At 53.9% G+C, this 16,364-nt stretch carries 13 protein-coding genes and 3 pseudogenes; 8 read left to right on the forward strand and 8 right to left on the reverse strand.

All coding sequences use genetic code 11. The features are described 5' to 3' along the window. The first annotated feature begins 85 nt into the window (after positions 1-85). The 4 genes from BLV61_RS30395 (at position 86) to BLV61_RS30410 (ending at position 5,316) form a co-directional block, all read left to right on the forward strand. Positions 86-1,300, forward strand: a complete 1,215-nt coding sequence (locus BLV61_RS30395; RefSeq protein ID WP_090470207.1) for an efflux RND transporter periplasmic adaptor subunit — start codon at positions 86-88, stop codon at positions 1,298-1,300. 26 nt (positions 1,301-1,326) lie between these two features. Continuing rightward, positions 1,327-4,500, forward strand: coding sequence for a CusA/CzcA family heavy metal efflux RND transporter (locus BLV61_RS30400; RefSeq protein WP_045061358.1), 3,174 nt, complete (start codon positions 1,327-1,329; stop codon positions 4,498-4,500). Positions 4,501-4,643: 143 nt separating this feature from the next. Beyond that, positions 4,644-4,841 carry a co-regulatory protein PtrA N-terminal domain-containing protein gene (locus BLV61_RS30405; protein WP_017341679.1) on the forward strand — a complete coding sequence of 66 codons (198 nt, stop codon included), beginning with the start codon at positions 4,644-4,646 and terminating at the stop codon, positions 4,839-4,841. Positions 4,842-4,983: 142 nt separating this feature from the next. Further along, a complete protein-coding gene (locus tag BLV61_RS30410) occupies positions 4,984-5,316 on the forward strand; it encodes a DUF2790 domain-containing protein (RefSeq protein ID WP_017341680.1) in 333 nt (110 codons plus the stop codon). A 377-nt stretch (positions 5,317-5,693) separates the two neighbouring features. Here BLV61_RS30410 and BLV61_RS30415 read toward each other — a convergent pair whose 3' ends face one another. From BLV61_RS30415 to BLV61_RS30450, 8 genes and pseudogenes are all read right to left on the reverse strand, one after another. Then, positions 5,694-7,019: an OprD family porin gene (locus tag BLV61_RS30415; protein WP_045061357.1), complete on the reverse strand. Its 1,326-nt coding sequence runs from the start codon at positions 7,017-7,019 to the stop codon at positions 5,694-5,696. Positions 7,020-7,476: 457 nt separating this feature from the next. Further along, complete coding sequence (tnpC, locus tag BLV61_RS30420) at positions 7,477-9,021, reverse strand: IS66 family transposase (protein ID WP_090470211.1); 1,545 nt, start codon at positions 9,019-9,021, stop codon at positions 7,477-7,479. Positions 9,022-9,038: 17 nt separating this feature from the next. After that, on the reverse strand, positions 9,039-9,398 hold the full coding sequence (tnpB, locus tag BLV61_RS30425) for an IS66 family insertion sequence element accessory protein TnpB (RefSeq protein ID WP_244160011.1): 360 nt from the start codon (positions 9,396-9,398) through the stop codon (positions 9,039-9,041). An 88-nt stretch (positions 9,399-9,486) separates the two neighbouring features. Beyond that, complete coding sequence (locus BLV61_RS30430) at positions 9,487-9,726, reverse strand: hypothetical protein (RefSeq protein WP_090470214.1); 240 nt, start codon at positions 9,724-9,726, stop codon at positions 9,487-9,489. Positions 9,727-9,750: 24 nt separating this feature from the next. Beyond that, complete coding sequence (locus tag BLV61_RS30435; protein WP_244160012.1) at positions 9,751-10,038, reverse strand: hypothetical protein; 288 nt, start codon at positions 10,036-10,038, stop codon at positions 9,751-9,753. 95 nt (positions 10,039-10,133) lie between these two features. Next, a pseudogene (locus BLV61_RS30440) lies at positions 10,134-10,385 on the reverse strand (heavy metal-binding domain-containing protein); the annotation flags it as partial. After that, positions 10,382-11,638 (reverse strand): TolC family protein, encoded by a 1,257-nt coding sequence (locus tag BLV61_RS30445; protein WP_090470216.1) that lies wholly within the window; start codon positions 11,636-11,638, stop codon positions 10,382-10,384. The pseudogene BLV61_RS30440 and the gene BLV61_RS30445, both read right to left, overlap by 4 nt. Positions 11,639-11,738: 100 nt before the next feature. Next, positions 11,739-12,080 carry a hypothetical protein gene (locus BLV61_RS30450; protein WP_047299968.1) on the reverse strand — a complete coding sequence of 114 codons (342 nt, stop codon included), beginning with the start codon at positions 12,078-12,080 and terminating at the stop codon, positions 11,739-11,741. 272 nt (positions 12,081-12,352) lie between these two features. Here BLV61_RS30450 and BLV61_RS30455 point away from each other — a divergent pair, with 272 nt between their 5' ends. The 4 genes and pseudogenes from BLV61_RS30455 to BLV61_RS30470 all read left to right on the forward strand — a co-directional run. Further along, positions 12,353-12,772 (forward strand): DUF6691 family protein, encoded by a 420-nt coding sequence (locus tag BLV61_RS30455; RefSeq protein WP_047299967.1) that lies wholly within the window; start codon positions 12,353-12,355, stop codon positions 12,770-12,772. A gap of 258 nt (positions 12,773-13,030) precedes the next feature. Next, on the forward strand, positions 13,031-13,552 hold the full coding sequence (locus tag BLV61_RS30460; RefSeq protein ID WP_047299966.1) for a hypothetical protein: 522 nt from the start codon (positions 13,031-13,033) through the stop codon (positions 13,550-13,552). 441 nt (positions 13,553-13,993) lie between these two features. Beyond that, positions 13,994-15,175: pseudogene (gene umuC, locus BLV61_RS30465) on the forward strand (translesion error-prone DNA polymerase V subunit UmuC); the annotation flags it as partial. Between the two features lie 154 nt (positions 15,176-15,329). Then, positions 15,330-16,295, forward strand: a pseudogene (locus BLV61_RS30470) (DUF4113 domain-containing protein); the annotation flags it as partial. Between the last annotated feature and the right edge of the window lie 69 nt (positions 16,296-16,364).

Below are 16,364 nucleotides of genomic sequence, written 5' to 3' on the forward strand. Positions count from 1 at the left end.
TCATATAACGCTTTTTTTACCGCTGCTCAGCATCGCAATACCACGGTAATCCGTGACTGCCGACTGGGCTGCGCAGGGAGTTTCCATGGATAAAAAACTAATTCTCGTCACTGCACTGACCTTGACGGTGGGTATAGGCATCGGCTCGTTGTGGATGGGCAGCCCATCGGTGCCCTCAGCCGAAGCTCAGGCTCAGGCTCAGGAGGGCAAAGGCCATGACGATCACGGCGATGAAACTACTGGCAAGAAATCGGCCGAAGGCGAAGCGGAAGAAGGTCACTTGACTCTGAGCGAAGAGCAGATCAGCTCAGCCGGCATCCAGTTGGTCGAAGCCAAGGCGCAGAGTATTAGCCTTTCATTGCCCTTTCCTGGAGAAATCCGTTTTGATGAAGACCGCACTGCGCATGTGGTGCCCCGCGTACCCGGTGTCGTCGAGTCGGTCCATGTCAATCTTGGTCAACCGGTGAAAAAAGGCCAGTTGCTGGCCGTGATCGCCAGCCAACAAATTTCTGATCAGCGTAGTGAACAAGCCGCGGCGCAACGTCGTCTTGAGTTGGCCCGTACTACCTACGAGCGAGAGCGACAGTTATGGCAGGACAAAATCTCTGCCGAACAGGATTTCCTGCAAGCCCGCCAGGCTTTGCAAGAAGCCGAAATCGCCCTCAGCAATGCTCGACAAAAAATCAGCGTACTCAGTGGCAGCTCGGTCACCAGCGGGGGTAACCGATATGAATTGCGTGCGCCGTTTGACGGGGTTGTCGTTGAGAAACACTTGGGCCTCGGTGAGGTTGTCAGCGAAACCACTAATGCCTTCACCCTCTCCGACTTGTCGCGTGTGTGGGTGACCTTTGGTGTCTCGCCAAAGGATTTAAACAAGGTACTGGTGGGCAAGTCGGTCACGGTCAGTGCGCCGGAACTGAATGCCGAAGTCACTGGAACCGTGGCCTATGTCGGCAGTTTGTTGGGCGAGCAAACTCGTACAGCCACGGTCCGCGTGACCTTGGCCAATCCACAAGGTGCATGGCGTCCCGGGCTATTCGTGACCGTGCAGGTTGACACTGATACTCGGCAAACAAAGGTCGCAGTACCAGAAGCGGCTATCCAGACGGTCGAGGACAAGCAAACTGTTTTCGTTCGAACGGACGACGGGTTTAAAGCTCAGCCAGTGGAGACAGGTGGCCGTTCGGCGGGTCTGGTCGAGATCACGGAGGGCCTGGAGCCCGGTGTTCAAGTCGCCGCTGCCGGCAGTTTCATTCTGAAATCAGAACTGGGTAAAGCCTCGGCTGAACACGCCCACTGATCCGCCACTTCCACGAGAAGGTTCTCATGTTCGAACGCCTGATCCAATTTGCCATCGAGCAGCGCATCATCGTGCTGCTCGCGGTTCTCCTCATGGCCGGCCTCGGTATAGCCAGCTACCAGAAGCTGCCGATCGACGCCGTTCCCGATATCACCAACGTCCAGGTGCAAATCAACACAGGGGCAGCAGGTTTTTCACCACTGGAAACCGAGCAGCGCATCACGTTCCCCATCGAAACTGCAATGGCTGGTTTGCCGGCTCTAGAACAAACTCGCTCGCTGTCACGCTCGGGTTTGTCGCAAGTCACAGTGATCTTCAAGGAAGGCACTGACCTGTTCTTCGCCCGACAATTGGTCAACGAACGGTTGCAGGTGGCCAAGGAGCAACTGCCCGAGGGTGTGGAAGCCGTCATGGGGCCGATCTCAACCGGTCTGGGTGAAATTTTCCTGTGGACGGTCGAGGCTGAAGAAGGTGCTGTCAAGGAGGACGGCAACCCCTATACGCCGACCGACCTGAGGGTGATCCAAGACTGGATCATAAAACCTCAGCTGCGCAATGTTCCCGGGGTCGCCGAAATCAATACCATTGGCGGGTTCGCCAAGGAGTACCAGATTGCGCCTGATCCAAAACGCTTGGCGGCTTACAAGCTTACGCTGACTGACCTTGTTACAGCGCTGGAGCGCAACAACGCTAACGTCGGTGCCGGTTACATCGAACACAGTGGCGAACAGTTACTGATTCGCGCACCCGGCCAAGTAGCGACCACCGACGATATCGCCAATATCGTCATGGCCAACGTCGACGGTACGCCCATCCGCGTCAAGAACGTCGCAACCGTGGACATCGGCCGTGAATTGCGCACGGGGGCCGCGACCGAAAACGGTCGTGAAGTGGTGCTCGGCACAGTGTTCATGCTGATCGGTGAGAACAGCCGCACCGTGGCCCAGGCCGTTGCCAGCAAGCTTGAGCAAATCAACCGCTCACTGCCAAAAGGGGTGGTGGCAGTCACCGTCTATGACCGTACCAATTTGGTGGACAAGGCGATTGCCACCGTTAAGAAGAACTTGATTGAAGGTGCGATTCTGGTAATCGCGATTCTGTTCCTGTTCCTTGGCAACATTCGCGCCGCTCTGATCACTGCCATGGTGATCCCGCTCGCGATGCTATTCACATTCACTGGCATGTTCACCAACAAGGTCAGCGCCAACCTGATGAGCCTCGGAGCGTTGGACTTTGGCATCATCGTTGATGGCGCGGTGGTCATTGTCGAAAACGCCATCCGTCGTCTGGCCCATGCACAGCAACACCACGGACGCATCCTCACCCGCTCCGAACGCTTTCACGAAGTGTTCGCGGCGGCCAAGGAAGCACGCCGACCGCTGATTTTCGGCCAGTTGATCATCATGGTCGTGTACCTACCGATTTTTGCCCTCACCGGCGTCGAAGGAAAAATGTTTCACCCGATGGCGTTTACTGTGGTGATTGCCTTGCTCGGCGCGATGCTGTTGTCGGTGACCTTTGTCCCGGCGGCGATTGCGATGTTCGTCACCGGTAAGGTCAAGGAAGAAGAGAACATCATCATGCGTGGCGCCCGTCGGGTGTATGCGCCAGCGCTAGAATGGGTCATGGGCCATCGATCAATGGCATTCGCCATAGCACTAGCCGTTATCGCGGTGTGCGGTGTGGTCGCCAGTCGAATGGGCAGCGAGTTTGTGCCGAGCCTCAGTGAAGGGGATTTCGCGTTACAAGCACTGCGTGTACCAGGTACCAGCCTGACGCAATCGGTAGAAATGCAGCAACGTCTGGAAAGACTTGTGTTAGCAAAGGTACCGGAGGTCAAGCGGATGTTTGCTCGTACTGGTACAGCAGAAATTGCCTCAGACCCAATGCCACCAAACATCTCTGACAGCTACGTGATGCTCAAGCCGAAGAATCAATGGCCTGATCCGAATAAATCCAGAGAGGCGTTGGTAGCTGATATCCAAAAAGCTACAGCCGGAATGCCCGGAAGCAACTATGAGCTTTCTCAGCCTATTCAATTGCGTTTTAACGAGCTGATTTCAGGCGTGCGCAGTGATGTGGCGGTCAAGGTCTTCGGTGATGACATGGCGGTGCTTAACAGCACCGCTGCAAAAATTGCCGCGTCCATGCAGAAGATCAATGGTGCCTCCGAGGTCAAAGTCGAGCAAACGTCGGGACTGCCGGTACTGACCATCAACATCGACCGTGACAAAGCCGCCCGTTACGGACTGAACGTTGGCGACGTACAAGACACCATTGCGGTGGCGGTCGGTGGTCGTCAAGCCGGTACGATGTATGAGGGAGACCGCCGATTCGACATGGTGGTGCGTTTATCCGACGCCATGCGTAAGGATCTCGAGGGATTGTCCACACTGCTAATCCCGGTACCGGCGCTGCTTAACACCAATGCCGATCAGATCGGGTTTATTGCTCTTTCAGAGGTGGCTAGCCTCGATCTAGTGTTGGGACCTAACCAGGTCAGTCGTGAAAACGGCAAACGTCTGGTGATCGTCAGCGCCAACGTGCGTGGGCGTGATATCGGCTCATTTGTACAGGAGGCCAGTAGCGCCATTGATAAAGAAGTGCAGATCCCGGCCGGTTACTGGACCAACTGGGGAGGACAGTTCGAGCAGCTCCAATCCGCTGCCAAGCGACTACAGATTGTAGTCCCGGTGGCCCTGCTCTTGGTGTTCGCACTCTTGTTCATGATGTTCAACAACCTCAAGGATGGCCTATTGGTGTTCACCGGTATTCCATTCGCATTGACGGGGGGAGTCATGGCTTTATGGCTCCGAGACATCCCGCTGTCGATCTCGGCAGGTGTTGGTTTCATCGCGTTGTCGGGCGTGGCGGTGCTGAATGGTCTGGTGATGATTGCGTTCATCCGCAATCTTCGGGAGGAAGGACATTCGTTGAGTTCCGCAATCAATGAAGGGGCTCTTACCCGTTTGCGCCCAGTGTTGATGACAGCTCTGGTGGCCTCTCTTGGCTTTATTCCGATGGCACTGGCCACCGGAACGGGGGCAGAGGTCCAGAGACCCCTGGCTACCGTGGTGATCGGGGGCATCCTATCCTCAACTGCGTTGACCCTGCTGATATTGCCTGCGCTTTATCAATGGGCGCACCGCCGAGACGAGGAAGAAGCCGAAGACGAAGACGATAAAATAGAAGCCGTATAATTCTTTAGTTTTAAAAGCCCACTATCGAGATTCGATAGTGGGCTTTTTTATGTGAGCTACATAACGAATCTGTAATCTTGGCGCCACCGTGTTGATAGGTTCGAATTGATACCCTACTAGCGTTAACTATATGAGGTGTCAGTATGAAAATTGCTCAAATCTGCGCTCTTGCGGGTGCTTTAATCCTTTCTTCAGTTGCTTTAGCCGAAGGTGGGGGGGACAGAACCTTCGAAAAAATGATGGCGGCGCGAGATGTGGCAATGGAGGCATATGTTGCTAGAGAAGGGAAGAGCGTTCCCGTGGTTTCAAGTGATGCTAAAGATGAGACAGGTAAAATGTAGTAGTACTGCGTATAAAAAACCGCTTCCGGTTTCCGGCGGCGGTTTTTTTTACGGCTTTATTACACATTCGTAACCTAGCCGCCACGCCATCGCAATGTTCGAATTGATATCCTTGTAACAGTTAATATATGAGGTACTAAATATGAAGTTCATGAGTATTATTACTTTCGCTGGAGCTCTGACGTTATCCTCTCTCGTACTGGCGGAAGGGGGAGGAGACAAAGCCTTTGAAAAGATGATGGTGGCGAATGCTAAAGCCATGGAGCAGTATGCAATTAGCCAGGGGAAAAGCGCCCCTGTGTCGAAAGAATACGAGTACGGGATGAAGGTGGATGTTGTGAAGGTTATCAGTGTGGTGCGGCCTGCAAAAGTCTGCGCAGTGGTGCCCGCCGCAATGACCTATGAAGATTCAAAAGGACAGCTAAATACAATTAGGTACACTGTGGCTGGAGAGTGTCGTAAACGAGGCGGCTAGCAGCTATGCTGCTGTCAGAGGGATTTATAACGCTCGATTAACCTCAATACTTAGAGGTATCAGGCGTTTTTTATATGCTCGTGTTTTAACGGTCATAAAAAAGACGCCCCGAGGGACGTCTTAAAAATTCACCTTTTTCCAAAGGAGCTTCTAAAGGTGAGCTTGGAGCTTTTAACTGAACAGCGATGAGTTTCAGATTTTCACATACTAGCTACTTGTCTATAGGACTCCAACCAGATGCGCTAGCTAGATTCCTATTAACTCCCACTCACTATAAGCAATTCAAGTTAACATGAAGATGATTGAAAAATTACATTTTTGAAATCTTTCTAGCGAAAACGGGATATTCGTGAAGAACGAATTATCCCGTTCAGGTATTACAGAATCGCTAGTGGGTACTCAACGATCACACGGACTTCATCCAAATCAGACTCAAACGCGGTTGCACGGGTGTTCATTTGTCGCAAGCGGAAGGACATATCTTTCAAGGAGCCTGTCTGAACGACGTATTTTACTTCGATGTCGCGCTCCCAACGTTTCTGATCGGTCAACGGGTTTCCATCCGCATCGCGCCGCATGTATGTGGCGTTGGCGTTGGAGTAGTCGGCGTCGGTGCCACGACCATAACGTGTCATAAACGACAAGCCAGGTACACCATACGAGCTCATGTCGAGGTCGTAACGCACCATCCATGAACGTTCTTTTGGCGAGTTGAAGTCGCTGTACTGGATTGAGTTGTCGAGAAAGATGGAATCCGACTGACGCAGATAGTCGAAGTCGTCGTTACCATTATTTCGCTGGTGAGAAAGTGCAAGTGAGTGTGCGCCATACTTCACGCCAACCTTAGCGCTCCAAATATTGTTGTCGAACTCGCCCAGCAGTTTTTTCCCTTCGTCAACGGCCTTGTAGTAATTCACACCGCCGAATACGGAAAGCTCATCAGAGAAGGAGTAGTTCAACCCGGTGCCAGCATAGTATTGATTCCAGGCGTCTTTGAGACGACTGGAGTAAAGACTAACGATAATATTCTTATTCACATTGTAGTCGCCACCAAAATAGCCGACCCAAGGTGAGTTAACTGGGCCTGCATAGAAGGTTGCGAAGTTGTCGCGCATATTGCTGGAGACTGGTTGACTCATAGCATGCAGGCGACCACCCTGAACTGTCAGCCCTTCGATGCTGGTATTGGTAGCGGTCACACCACGGAAACTTTCCGGTAAAAGCCTTGAGTCGCCAGAAGCCACGACAGGGTTGGCGGGAAATACATCACCTACTTTCACCACAGTGTCAAAAGCGCGAACTTTTGCCGCGCCACCGACTTTCGTGTATTCATCTCGAGCTTCGCCGTCGCCATTGACAGGTAGCACATCGAATGAACTACGACCGCCGTTACGACCGTCACCCGTATCAAGCTTCAAACCGATCATCGCGAAAGCGTCGACGCCCACGCCTACAGTGCCTTGGGTAAACCCGGATTCGAACTTACTGATAATCGCATGCGACCAAGCTTCGGAGTAGCCATTGCCCGTGGGGCTTGATTGACCGTTACGATGATCACGATTGAAGTAGAAATTTCGATTGAGCACGGTAAGGCTGCTGTCTTCGATAAACCCCCCAGTCTTTTCCTCCGCAAACACTATAGAAGGCCCAGAACTGACAACCAACGCCAAAGCGGCCATCGAAAATTTCGTATTGTTATCCATTAATCACTCCTTAGGTTCGGCAGAACTAGAAAGCTCTTCGGCTGGAATTATTGTTTACAGGAGCAGTTTCTGCTCCCGTATCGTCGCCGACTTGTATCGTTGCAATTTGAAGATAACGGGGAGATGATTGAAAAATTACAATTCTGTAATGTTCGCCTGTTTTTTCAAAATTAACTTTTGCGGCATGCCCCCAACCGATGGGTGGCTCTACCTTTACTAGGGCTTTTCTCAGGAATTCTCTTAACCAGCAGCACGAATCCACACCTGAAAGTGCGCATGCTCAGGAGCTGAAATCAGTTCTCGATGCATCGTCACAGTGAAGTCGAACCGAGATCGTTTAGATTTTTGGCTCACCTGACCAATCTGACCATCACACAGCTTTATATGATTCAAGCAGTGACCGCGGTCAAGTGTATCCGATCCATTAACTACACCTACCGCCAGAAGCGCTTCGTGTTTACCGTGGCATTTCAGGCGAGCAGCTCCATGGCATTAGCGCTTCGTAGTCTTCAATCGACTGCGCATGCGGCAAGCGCTCCAGTACGTGGCGCAGCCACGTATAGGGTTCCTGGCCGTTGGCTTTGGCGGTTTCGACCAGGCTGTATATCTGCGCACTGGCGGTGGCGCCCTTGGGCGTGTCGCTGAACAGCCAGGCCTTGCGCCCGATCACAAACGGTTTAATTGCACGCTCCGCCGGGTTGTTGTCGATCGGTAAAAAACCAGCTTCTACATAACGCTCCAGTCGGCTCCAGTTGCTGGCCAGATAATTAACAGCCTTGCCCAGCACGCTTTGTGGCGTCACCTGTGACTGCGTTTTATCCAGCCAGTTTTTCAACTGAGCCAGGATCGGCAGGCTCTTTTCCTGGCGGACGATAAATCGCTGCTCATTGCTGACGTCCTTGAGTTCACGCTCGAAACCATACAGCTTGTTGATCAGCGTCAGCGCGATATCGGCACGCCCGGTCTTACCCTTGGGCTGCACTTTCTGAGCGTCCACGAACTTGCGTCGCGCATGGGCCATGCACGCCAGACGCTCCACGCCCGGTTGCAGCGCCAGCGCGTTATAACCGGCGTAATCATCGGTCATGACGTAGCCACGATAATTTTCCAGCAGACGCAGCGGCACATCCTGCGCACGGCTGGATGTGTAGTCGAATAGCATCACTTTGCGATCCGGCGGCCCGCTGGCCTGCACCCACATCCAGGATTGGCTGGTGGGGTCTCGATCAGGCTCTTTGAGTACCTGGACGCGGGTTTCATCACAGTGGATGACCGGGCTTTCCAGCAACCGATCACGCATCAGATTCAGCAGCGGTTGCAAATGCTCACCGCATTGGATGACCCAGCGGGCGAGGGTCTGACGCGGAATATCGATACCGTGTCGGCTCAATACCGTCTCGAAACGATGCAGCGGCAGGCCGTCAACGTACTTGGTGGTCAACAACATGGCCAACACGCTGGGGCTGGCCATGCTCTTTTCGATCAATTGAGCCGGCTTGTCAGCAGTGACCGGAGCCGTTTCACAACCACGGCAACCGTAGACTTTGCGGATGTGTTTGATCACCCGGATCTGCATCGGCACGATGTCCAGCTGCTCGCTGGTTTCTTCACTAATCACATGCTTGAGGCAACCGCAGGCGCAGGTCAGTTCGTGTTCAGGCAGTTCGTGGATGACTTCGATACGCGGCAGGTCAGCCGACAACGGTTTGCGTTTGCCACGGCGGGTGGTCGGTGCAACGACTTCTTCTTCGGTATCGACGATGAGAGGTATCGGCTCGCTTTCTGGCTCGTTGAACAGAGCCAGTTGCGGCGTGTTGGGCTCCACCGTCTGTTCGGATTTACGTCCGAACAGACGGTCGCGCAGCAACTTGATCTGTTCTTTCAGATCGACGATGTGGGTCTGGTAGGACTGAGCCACTTCCTCTTGACGGCTGAATGCTTCAAGCAGCATTTGCTTGAGCAAAACAGGATCGTCTGGAAGATCGTCGGGCATGAAAGTCATGCCCGGATTATACCGGCTCAGGCCACGAAACGTGGTGTCAGAACTTGATGAGGGCGGTTACGCCAGAGATCAAAACCATCAAGCAGCCAGTTCAACTCCTGGACGCTCAACATAATGGCTTCGTCGGTAACGTCGGGCGATGTTTTGAACCGTTCAGACTCGAGACGCTTGAGCCAAAGGCAGAAGCCGTTGCGCTCCCAGTAGAGGATTTTCACTCGGTTACGGTGGCGATTCAGAAAAACAAAAAGGACAGGATCGAACACGGCGACTTTGATATCCAGCTCGACCAGGGCGGCCAGGCCGTCGATGGATTTTCGGAAGTCCACGGGCTTGGGGTAGAGGTACACCTTTTCGACTTTGGCATCGGGTCGCATCATGGCAGGCGGGCTCCTGAGAAATTCGAGAGCACAGCATCGGGGATCAGAGGACGGCTTTGAATGTGGGGTTCATGGCGCGGTTATCCGATCAATTGTCAGCAGGGCTGACGAATCCAACGGCCACAATAGTGCGCCCTTGATTGCAAGACACTACGCGGGCCAGACGCTCGCTGTGGTGTTCCTTGAGGCCGCTCTGAACGTCCACAAAGTCAACGTCAAACCCGCAGATGGAACGAGCCTCAAAATCGGCATTACCCATTGCAGCGGCGGCGATGTATTCCATCGCGACTGACTTTGAAATATGGCCTGAAACCGAGATATCGCGCATGTTTCTGACTTCCCATACTGGTTGCTATGGGACAATTATAGGTGCGTTTAACGCACCTGTCAAAGCCATTTTTGCGCCTGCCCGCTTAAATATCGGCCCCCAATCTTCAAGGGTGTAAACCGGGCCAGCCTTGGTGATTTTGACCCCCGCCTGTTCGCTAGCTTGCGCAATCAAATTGGTGACTGTCTTTTTGTCGAGGCCAGTCCTGGCGACAACTTTTACCAGCGTGGCGTCGGGCATTGAGTCGATTGCAGCAAGCACAGAGAGCATGCGTCGCAGGTCGCCTTTTGGATAACTCACAACATCGGTCATTAGGCTGCTCATGGGTGCTATTAACGCACCCATTCTAGACGTGGCCATGTGCCTTTGTCACGCTCATAGAGCAATCTCAAACGCTCGACGGATACGCCAGCGGCGTACTGAGGAACCAGTTGCATGTCCATGAAGGGAGATTTTCCCGGCTTGTCGAACTTTTGCTGTGGGTACATGGGGTCGTACCAATACAGGGCTTTGCGTTCGTCCGGGGAATTGAGGCTCTGTTCCGGGGCAGTACCGGGTACTCCGCTCATGCGCTGATGCGCGAACCAGTAGCCACCAGCAACACCCAATGCCAGCGAGATGCCTACCAGCAATGCCCCGTTCCATTTTTTAAGGATCATTGGCTGGACTCCCCATAAGCAAAATACAGACGCGCACTGGTCAGTGCTCGCTGCTCTTCCACATCGATCTGTTTCAGCCGGGCCTCGATGAGTTCACGTCGGGCGGCAACAACGGCGTTCAAATCGCCTTTGCCGGCGCGATAACTCGCCATGCTGAGTTCGACCTTTTCCTTGGCCAGCGGCAACAGGCTTTCCTGGTTTCGGCGCACGGCACGATTCAGGCGCTCATAGTCAGCCAGTTCGTTTTCCAGTTGCTGGGTGTGCTCGCGAGACAGAGCTTCGCGCTCGGCCTCAAGCTGGCTGAGTTCAGCCTGTTTGGCCGCGATTTTGGGGTTTTGCCGGGAGTCAGGAAACAGTGGCAGATCCCAGGAAAATTGCACACTTACCATGTCGCCAAACTCACGGCCACGACGCTGGTAATCCAGTTCCCAGCTCCAGTCCGACTGCTTCTCCGACACGGCTTCACGAACCTTGGCTTGCGCTTCACGGGTCATCGGCGCAAACGCTGCCAACTCGGGATGGTGTTGCAGTTTATGGGCGTAGCTTGATGGATCGACAGGCCATTGAGGCAAGCTGCCCACAGGCTTGTCGTTGGCGGCGGAGCCTATCCAGCGTTTGAGGGCCGCTCGGGCCTGCACGCGCTGGCGAACCAGATCGTCCTGTTGCTCCTCCAGTTGAGCCGCTTCTTGCTTGGGAGTCACCGCATCGGCGGGTTGAGCGCGGCCACCGGCAATCTGGGCTCGGACGGTATCGGTCAGCAGGCGGTTCTCTTTGTAGAAGTCCTGAAACAGCGCATCTTTGCGCTCAACTGAGTAGCTGCTGATCCAGGCCAACGCCGTGGACTGGCGTACCTTTAGGCGCTCGACTCCACGCTCTGCCGCAGCTCGATCAATGGCCGCATCGGCGACCTCAATGCGTGCTTTGCGCTTGTCGCTGTTGGGCATCTCTTGCCTGACCCCGACCATTTGCATGGTCATGAAGTCCTGGTCGATGCTCCAGCGATCCGGGCCGCCGATGGGGTAGTTCTGCACACCTGCCAGCAACTTGGGATCGGGTAATTCACCCGCTGGAATAGCCGCACTGCTGGCAGCTTGAATTTTGGCGTCTTGTGCAGCCAGCGACGGCGCATTGTTTTCAGCCAGCCGCAACGCTTCATCGAGTGTCAATGCGGTAGCGAAGCTCGGCAATGCCAGTACGCTTGCCGCCAGACCGGCCACGAGGGGCCAACCTGTGCAATAGCACTTGGAGTTCATGTTTACGATTCCTGTGATCATCCACTGCACGCGTCAAAAAGACATGCGCGCAGCCAGTCCATCCCGCTAATGTGGAATGAGGCTCAATGTTGGACAGGAATCAAACGCGAGGCGGTCGCCATACCCCGGATGGGGTTTGTACGGGCAGGGAATCGCTGAAGAAGGAAACCACTACGGGGCTGAATACGGTTACAGGAGGCTTGAGGATCGAAACTTGCAGCATGCCGCCCGTCTTGCATTCCTGGCCCGGCTTGCAGGGTTTGCCATGCTCTGTCGGGCTTTTCATGTCGTTACAGCAGTCCATTCCCATGTCGTCCATCATCGCCATGCCCATCGTCTTCATTGGGCAAGGTTCTGTCGGCGCCTGAACACCCGCCATCCCGCTAAGGGGAAGCGCCAAGCTAATCACGAAAATGAGGCAATACCGCAGGTAGCGTTTCATGGGCTGGAGTGTAGTGGCTGAAATGGGCTCTTACAATTGGATGAAGCTCTCACAGCCTGCCGAAGGCCTTGATTTAGGCGATATCACCGTATCTGAATTAAGCCAGCATTATCGTTAACATATGACTTACGCAGCATCGAGCAGGAAAGCGACTGGTCGGTATTGCCCGACTTCTGTCTGTCGCCACCGTCTATATTGGGTCGTTCTCTGCCGGTTATGGCCGCTGGCTTTGCAACGGTGTACGTCATTCGTCACGTGCTGGGAGCTTGAAGATGCTCAAGTTGACCGCATTTTTTGCAGGGTTGATCTTTGGCTTGGGTCTACTCCTGGCAGGCATGGCAAACCCTGCCAAGGTGTTGGCTTTTCTTGATGTAGCCGGGGCTTGGGATCCGTCACTTGCTCTGGTGATGGGAGGGGCCATCGCAGTGGCGTTTATCCCCCTCAATTGGGCGCGCAAAAACAAGCAATCCGTTCTTGGTGCTCGCATGCAGTTACCAGTGAAAAGAGAATTGGACGCCCGCTTGATTGGTGGCAGTCTGGTGTTCGGCATAGGTTGGGGAATTGCGGGAATCTGCCCTGGGCCAGCCGTCGCTATTCTGCTTACGGGGCGCTGGCAAATCATCATTTTCGTATTGGCCATGTTGACCGGCATGTATTTGTTCTCTGCCCTGGAAAGCCGACGCACGCATTGATCAGGTGTTCATTTACAGGCTGTGACTGTTCACTGGGGGATTCCCTCGGCCCGCCGTAAAATGCGAGCTCCGGAGAAGTACTTCAGTATTTGATATATATCAAGGTCGCTTTTGACAGTCCTGTTAATCAGTAAGTGAGTAACAGGCGATTGTCATGCTGAGGTCTATAATTTCGGGCGAATGCGGTTGAACCCAAGCACCGTAATCGTTTGGCCCATTAGATTTTGGTTCGGCTCACCCCCACAAAGGCAGCGCGAAATGAAAAATACCAAATTGGCCGTTCTTTTCCTCGCCGCATCGCTTTCCCCCATATGGGCGATAGCAGCTCAGCAATCTCAAGTGACGGAGACGCAGCAACAAACTCCAAATGTTGCCGAGTTCGATAAGCAGATGTCCCAGGCGCAAGAAACCTTCCAGAAAATGCAGGCGGAGATGGAGAAAATTCAGCAGACCCAAGATCCCCAGCAGCGTCAGAAGCTGCTTCAGGAGCATTGGAATACGATGCAAAATGGAATGAGCATGATGAACGGTATGTGGGGGCCGGGAATGATGGGCTGCTGCGGAGGCGGCATGATGGGCAATGGACACATGATGGGCGGTGGCATGATGGGCGGCCACATGATGGGGTGGCAGGACTACTCGAACTTGACCCCGGAGCAAAAGAGTCAACGCCAGTACATGATGGACAGGTACACGGGTATGCAACAGATGATGATGGATCACATGATGTGGCACCAAAACTATATGCAAGGGCAGCCACCGGCCAAGCCTGGACAGTAGGTCTTTGCTCGTTTTTTGATCGTGGAGTGCGTCTCCGGTCAACTCGAGGCGTACTCCTAAGCGCTGCCCTTTCACCTATGGCTTGCGGCTGACTCGGTAGTGCCCACTGCGGTGCTAGTGGTCATTCTGAACGGTTGCGCTGGCGCAGACGATAGCAGATGGATGCAATCATCTTGTCGTCGCAGAAAAGCTCAAGCCAACTACGTGCTACAGCAGTGGAAACGCTTTGTTTTTTGTCGTGGCCGACAGTCATCTATTGGCCTTTCTCTGCCGATCAGGCCACGAAACGTATAATAAATGATGCAAGCCACCGCTCTGAACACGGCGGAACGCCAGCCGAAGACTCGCCGCCAGGCCGAAAAACACAAAAAATGTTAGCTGAATAATTTCTTTATAAATCAGTAAGTTATTCTCTGCTAATTGTTAGGGTCATTCAGATATAACGATGGCTGTGTGATTGCTCGTAGCGCCGACGCAAAGCCATTCATCAAGATGGGCGAGCCCTACTTTCAGATCAGAGAAAAACTCGTGCAGCACGGGATTGTGGCTTTCTCTAGCAACTACGCCCTCTACGGTGATTTGAGCCAACGAGTGATGACTGTTATCGACAGTCTGGTTGTAAATTCGATGGCCTACAGCATCGACGAAGCATTTTGTGACCTAAGCGGAATGACTGTTCCATTGGAGCGGTTGGGCCGACAAATACGCTCGAAGGTGCTTCGTTACACCGGCATTCCTGTGGGGGTAGGTATTGCCGGAACCAAGACACTGGCCAAGCTCGCAAACCATGCAGCAAAGCGTTGGCAACGCCAAACCGGTGGTGTCGTAGACATCACTGACTCAGTTCGCCGGGACAAGTTGTTAAAGGCATGCGACGTCAGCGATGTATGGGGCATCGGTAGAAAAATGACCGAGCACCTTACGGGGATGGGTATCAACACTGCTTGGGACTTGGCCAAAGCCGATCCCTGGACTTTACGTAAGCGGTTCAGTGTATTGGTCGAGAAAACCGCTAGAGAGCTTCAAGGTGTTCCCTGCCTTGAGATGGACGAGATAGATCCACCGAAGCAGGAAATCTGTTGCAGCCGAATGTTCGGCACCCGTCTTACTGCTATCGAACCTCTCCGAGAGGCCGTCGCTACGTATTCAGCCAGGGCCTGTGAAAAGCTAAGGGCGCAAAACTCTCTCTGCAAAAAGGTACGGGTGAGCATACGCACCGGCATGTTCAATCCCGACGAGCCCAAATACGCTCGCGGTGTTATCTGTGAACTGCCATATCCAACGGACGACACGCGGGTCATCACAAAGGCTGCGGTTGCGTCTCTAAGCGAGCTGTTCCAGGAGGGATTCAAATTCAGCAAGGCGGAGATACTGCTGATGGATCTGCGGCAGCCTAACGAATTCACCGGCGACCTATTCGCGCCATCACAGACAGAGGCAAGCGGGCGAGTGATGAATGTTTTGGATGAGATAAATGCCAAGTGGGGGCGAGGTACATTGCGGACTGCCAGCGTCCCTGTATCACCTGAATGGGGTATGAGGAGAGAGCTTAAGAGCCCCAGTTATACAACCAGGTTGGATGAGCTTTGGACTATTGGAGCGGGCTCATCTTGGTCACGCTAGCTTTCGTCGCCACAAAATTCGCGTATTTGCCATGGACACCACGTGATCCATTTCTGTGAAAAATGCGTGTGGTCTATGGACATCGGACACCTGATCTAAACCCTTACAAATATTCATTGAAACCGATGTCCATGGGTTGACATCTTTCCTTTACATTGATGAAGCGTTTACAGATCTGCGCGGCATTCCGGGACCAGAGCCCTTGGGTCGGGAAATTCGCAACCAGGTGCTGCGCTGCACCGGGATTCCGGTCGGGGTCGGGATTGCTCAGACCAAGACCTTGGCCAAGCTGGCTAACCACACGGCCAAGCGCTTGCAGGCGCAAACGGGCGGGGTGGTCGACATCTGCGACCCCTTCAAACGGGATTGGGTGCTGCGCAACACGGGCGTGGCCGAGGTCTGGGGGGTGGGCCGGCGCATGAAAGCGCACTTGGATGAAATGGGCATCAAGACGGCCATGGACCTGGCCAAAGCCGATCCCTGGACGTTGCGCAAGAAATTCAGCGTGATCATCGAGAAAACCGCCCGTGAGCTGGCCGGTACCTCGTGTCTTGAGCTGGACGAGCCAGATCCGCCGAAACAGGAAATCTGTTGCAGCAGGGCCTTTGGCAAACGCATGACGGAACTACCGGCGATCAAAGAGGCTGTGGCCACCTACATGATGCGGGCTTCGGAAAAACTGCGCGCTCAGCATTCGCTGTGCAAGAAGGTCCGGGTCAGCATCCGCACCGGTATGTTCAATCCGGCTGAAGCGCAATACGCCAACGGCGTGGTGGTCGACCTGCCCTACCCCACCGACGATGTGCGTGTGCTGATTAAGGCGGCGACTGATGCAGTCGAACAGGTGTTTCGTCCAGGCTTCAAATACAGCAAGGCCGAAGTCATGCTGCTGAACCTGTTCCAGCCGGGAGAATTCACCGAGGATCTGTTCGCCCGGTCCCAACCAGGTGAAGCGACCAAAGTGATGGCGGTGCTCGATGCCATTAACGGCCGCTGGGGTCGCGGCACGCTACGGGTGGCCAGCGTGCCCGCTACCCCCGAGTGGGCCATGCGCCGTAATCTAATGAGTCAGAGCTACACTACTCGGCTGGATCAGCTTTGGCGGGTTTACTGCCATTAGAGGCGGTTGGATATGCACCGATCTGCCTAAACTCTGCACGAGTTAGGATTTTCGTTGGGTACAAAAAAC

This window comes from Pseudomonas mohnii, from assembly GCF_900105115.1.
In the GTDB taxonomy this organism is placed as follows: domain Bacteria; phylum Pseudomonadota; class Gammaproteobacteria; order Pseudomonadales; family Pseudomonadaceae; genus Aquipseudomonas; species Aquipseudomonas mohnii.

Excerpts from the sequence above, each read along its gene's own strand:
- BLV61_RS30445 (WP_090470216.1), bottom strand. The coding sequence starts at position 11,638 with ATGAACTCCAAGTGCTATTGCACAGGTTGGCCCCTCGTGGCCGGTCTG.
- BLV61_RS30460 (WP_047299966.1), top strand. The coding sequence starts at position 13,031 with ATGAAAAATACCAAATTGGCCGTTCTTTTCCTCGCCGCATCGCTTTCC.
- BLV61_RS30395 (WP_090470207.1), top strand. The coding sequence starts at position 86 with ATGGATAAAAAACTAATTCTCGTCACTGCACTGACCTTGACGGTGGGT.
- tnpC (WP_090470211.1), bottom strand. The coding sequence starts at position 9,021 with ATGACTTTCATGCCCGACGATCTTCCAGACGATCCTGTTTTGCTCAAG.
- BLV61_RS30405 (WP_017341679.1), top strand. The coding sequence starts at position 4,644 with ATGAAAATTGCTCAAATCTGCGCTCTTGCGGGTGCTTTAATCCTTTCT.
- BLV61_RS30455 (WP_047299967.1), top strand. The coding sequence starts at position 12,353 with ATGCTCAAGTTGACCGCATTTTTTGCAGGGTTGATCTTTGGCTTGGGT.
- BLV61_RS30410 (WP_017341680.1), top strand. The coding sequence starts at position 4,984 with ATGAAGTTCATGAGTATTATTACTTTCGCTGGAGCTCTGACGTTATCC.
- BLV61_RS30435 (WP_244160012.1), bottom strand. The coding sequence starts at position 10,038 with ATGACCGATGTTGTGAGTTATCCAAAAGGCGACCTGCGACGCATGCTC.
- BLV61_RS30400 (WP_045061358.1), top strand. The coding sequence starts at position 1,327 with ATGTTCGAACGCCTGATCCAATTTGCCATCGAGCAGCGCATCATCGTG.
- BLV61_RS30430 (WP_090470214.1), bottom strand. The coding sequence starts at position 9,726 with ATGCGCGATATCTCGGTTTCAGGCCATATTTCAAAGTCAGTCGCGATG.
- BLV61_RS30415 (WP_045061357.1), bottom strand. The coding sequence starts at position 7,019 with ATGGATAACAATACGAAATTTTCGATGGCCGCTTTGGCGTTGGTTGTC.
- BLV61_RS30450 (WP_047299968.1), bottom strand. The coding sequence starts at position 12,080 with ATGAAACGCTACCTGCGGTATTGCCTCATTTTCGTGATTAGCTTGGCG.
- tnpB (WP_244160011.1), bottom strand. The coding sequence starts at position 9,398 with ATGATGCGACCCGATGCCAAAGTCGAAAAGGTGTACCTCTACCCCAAG.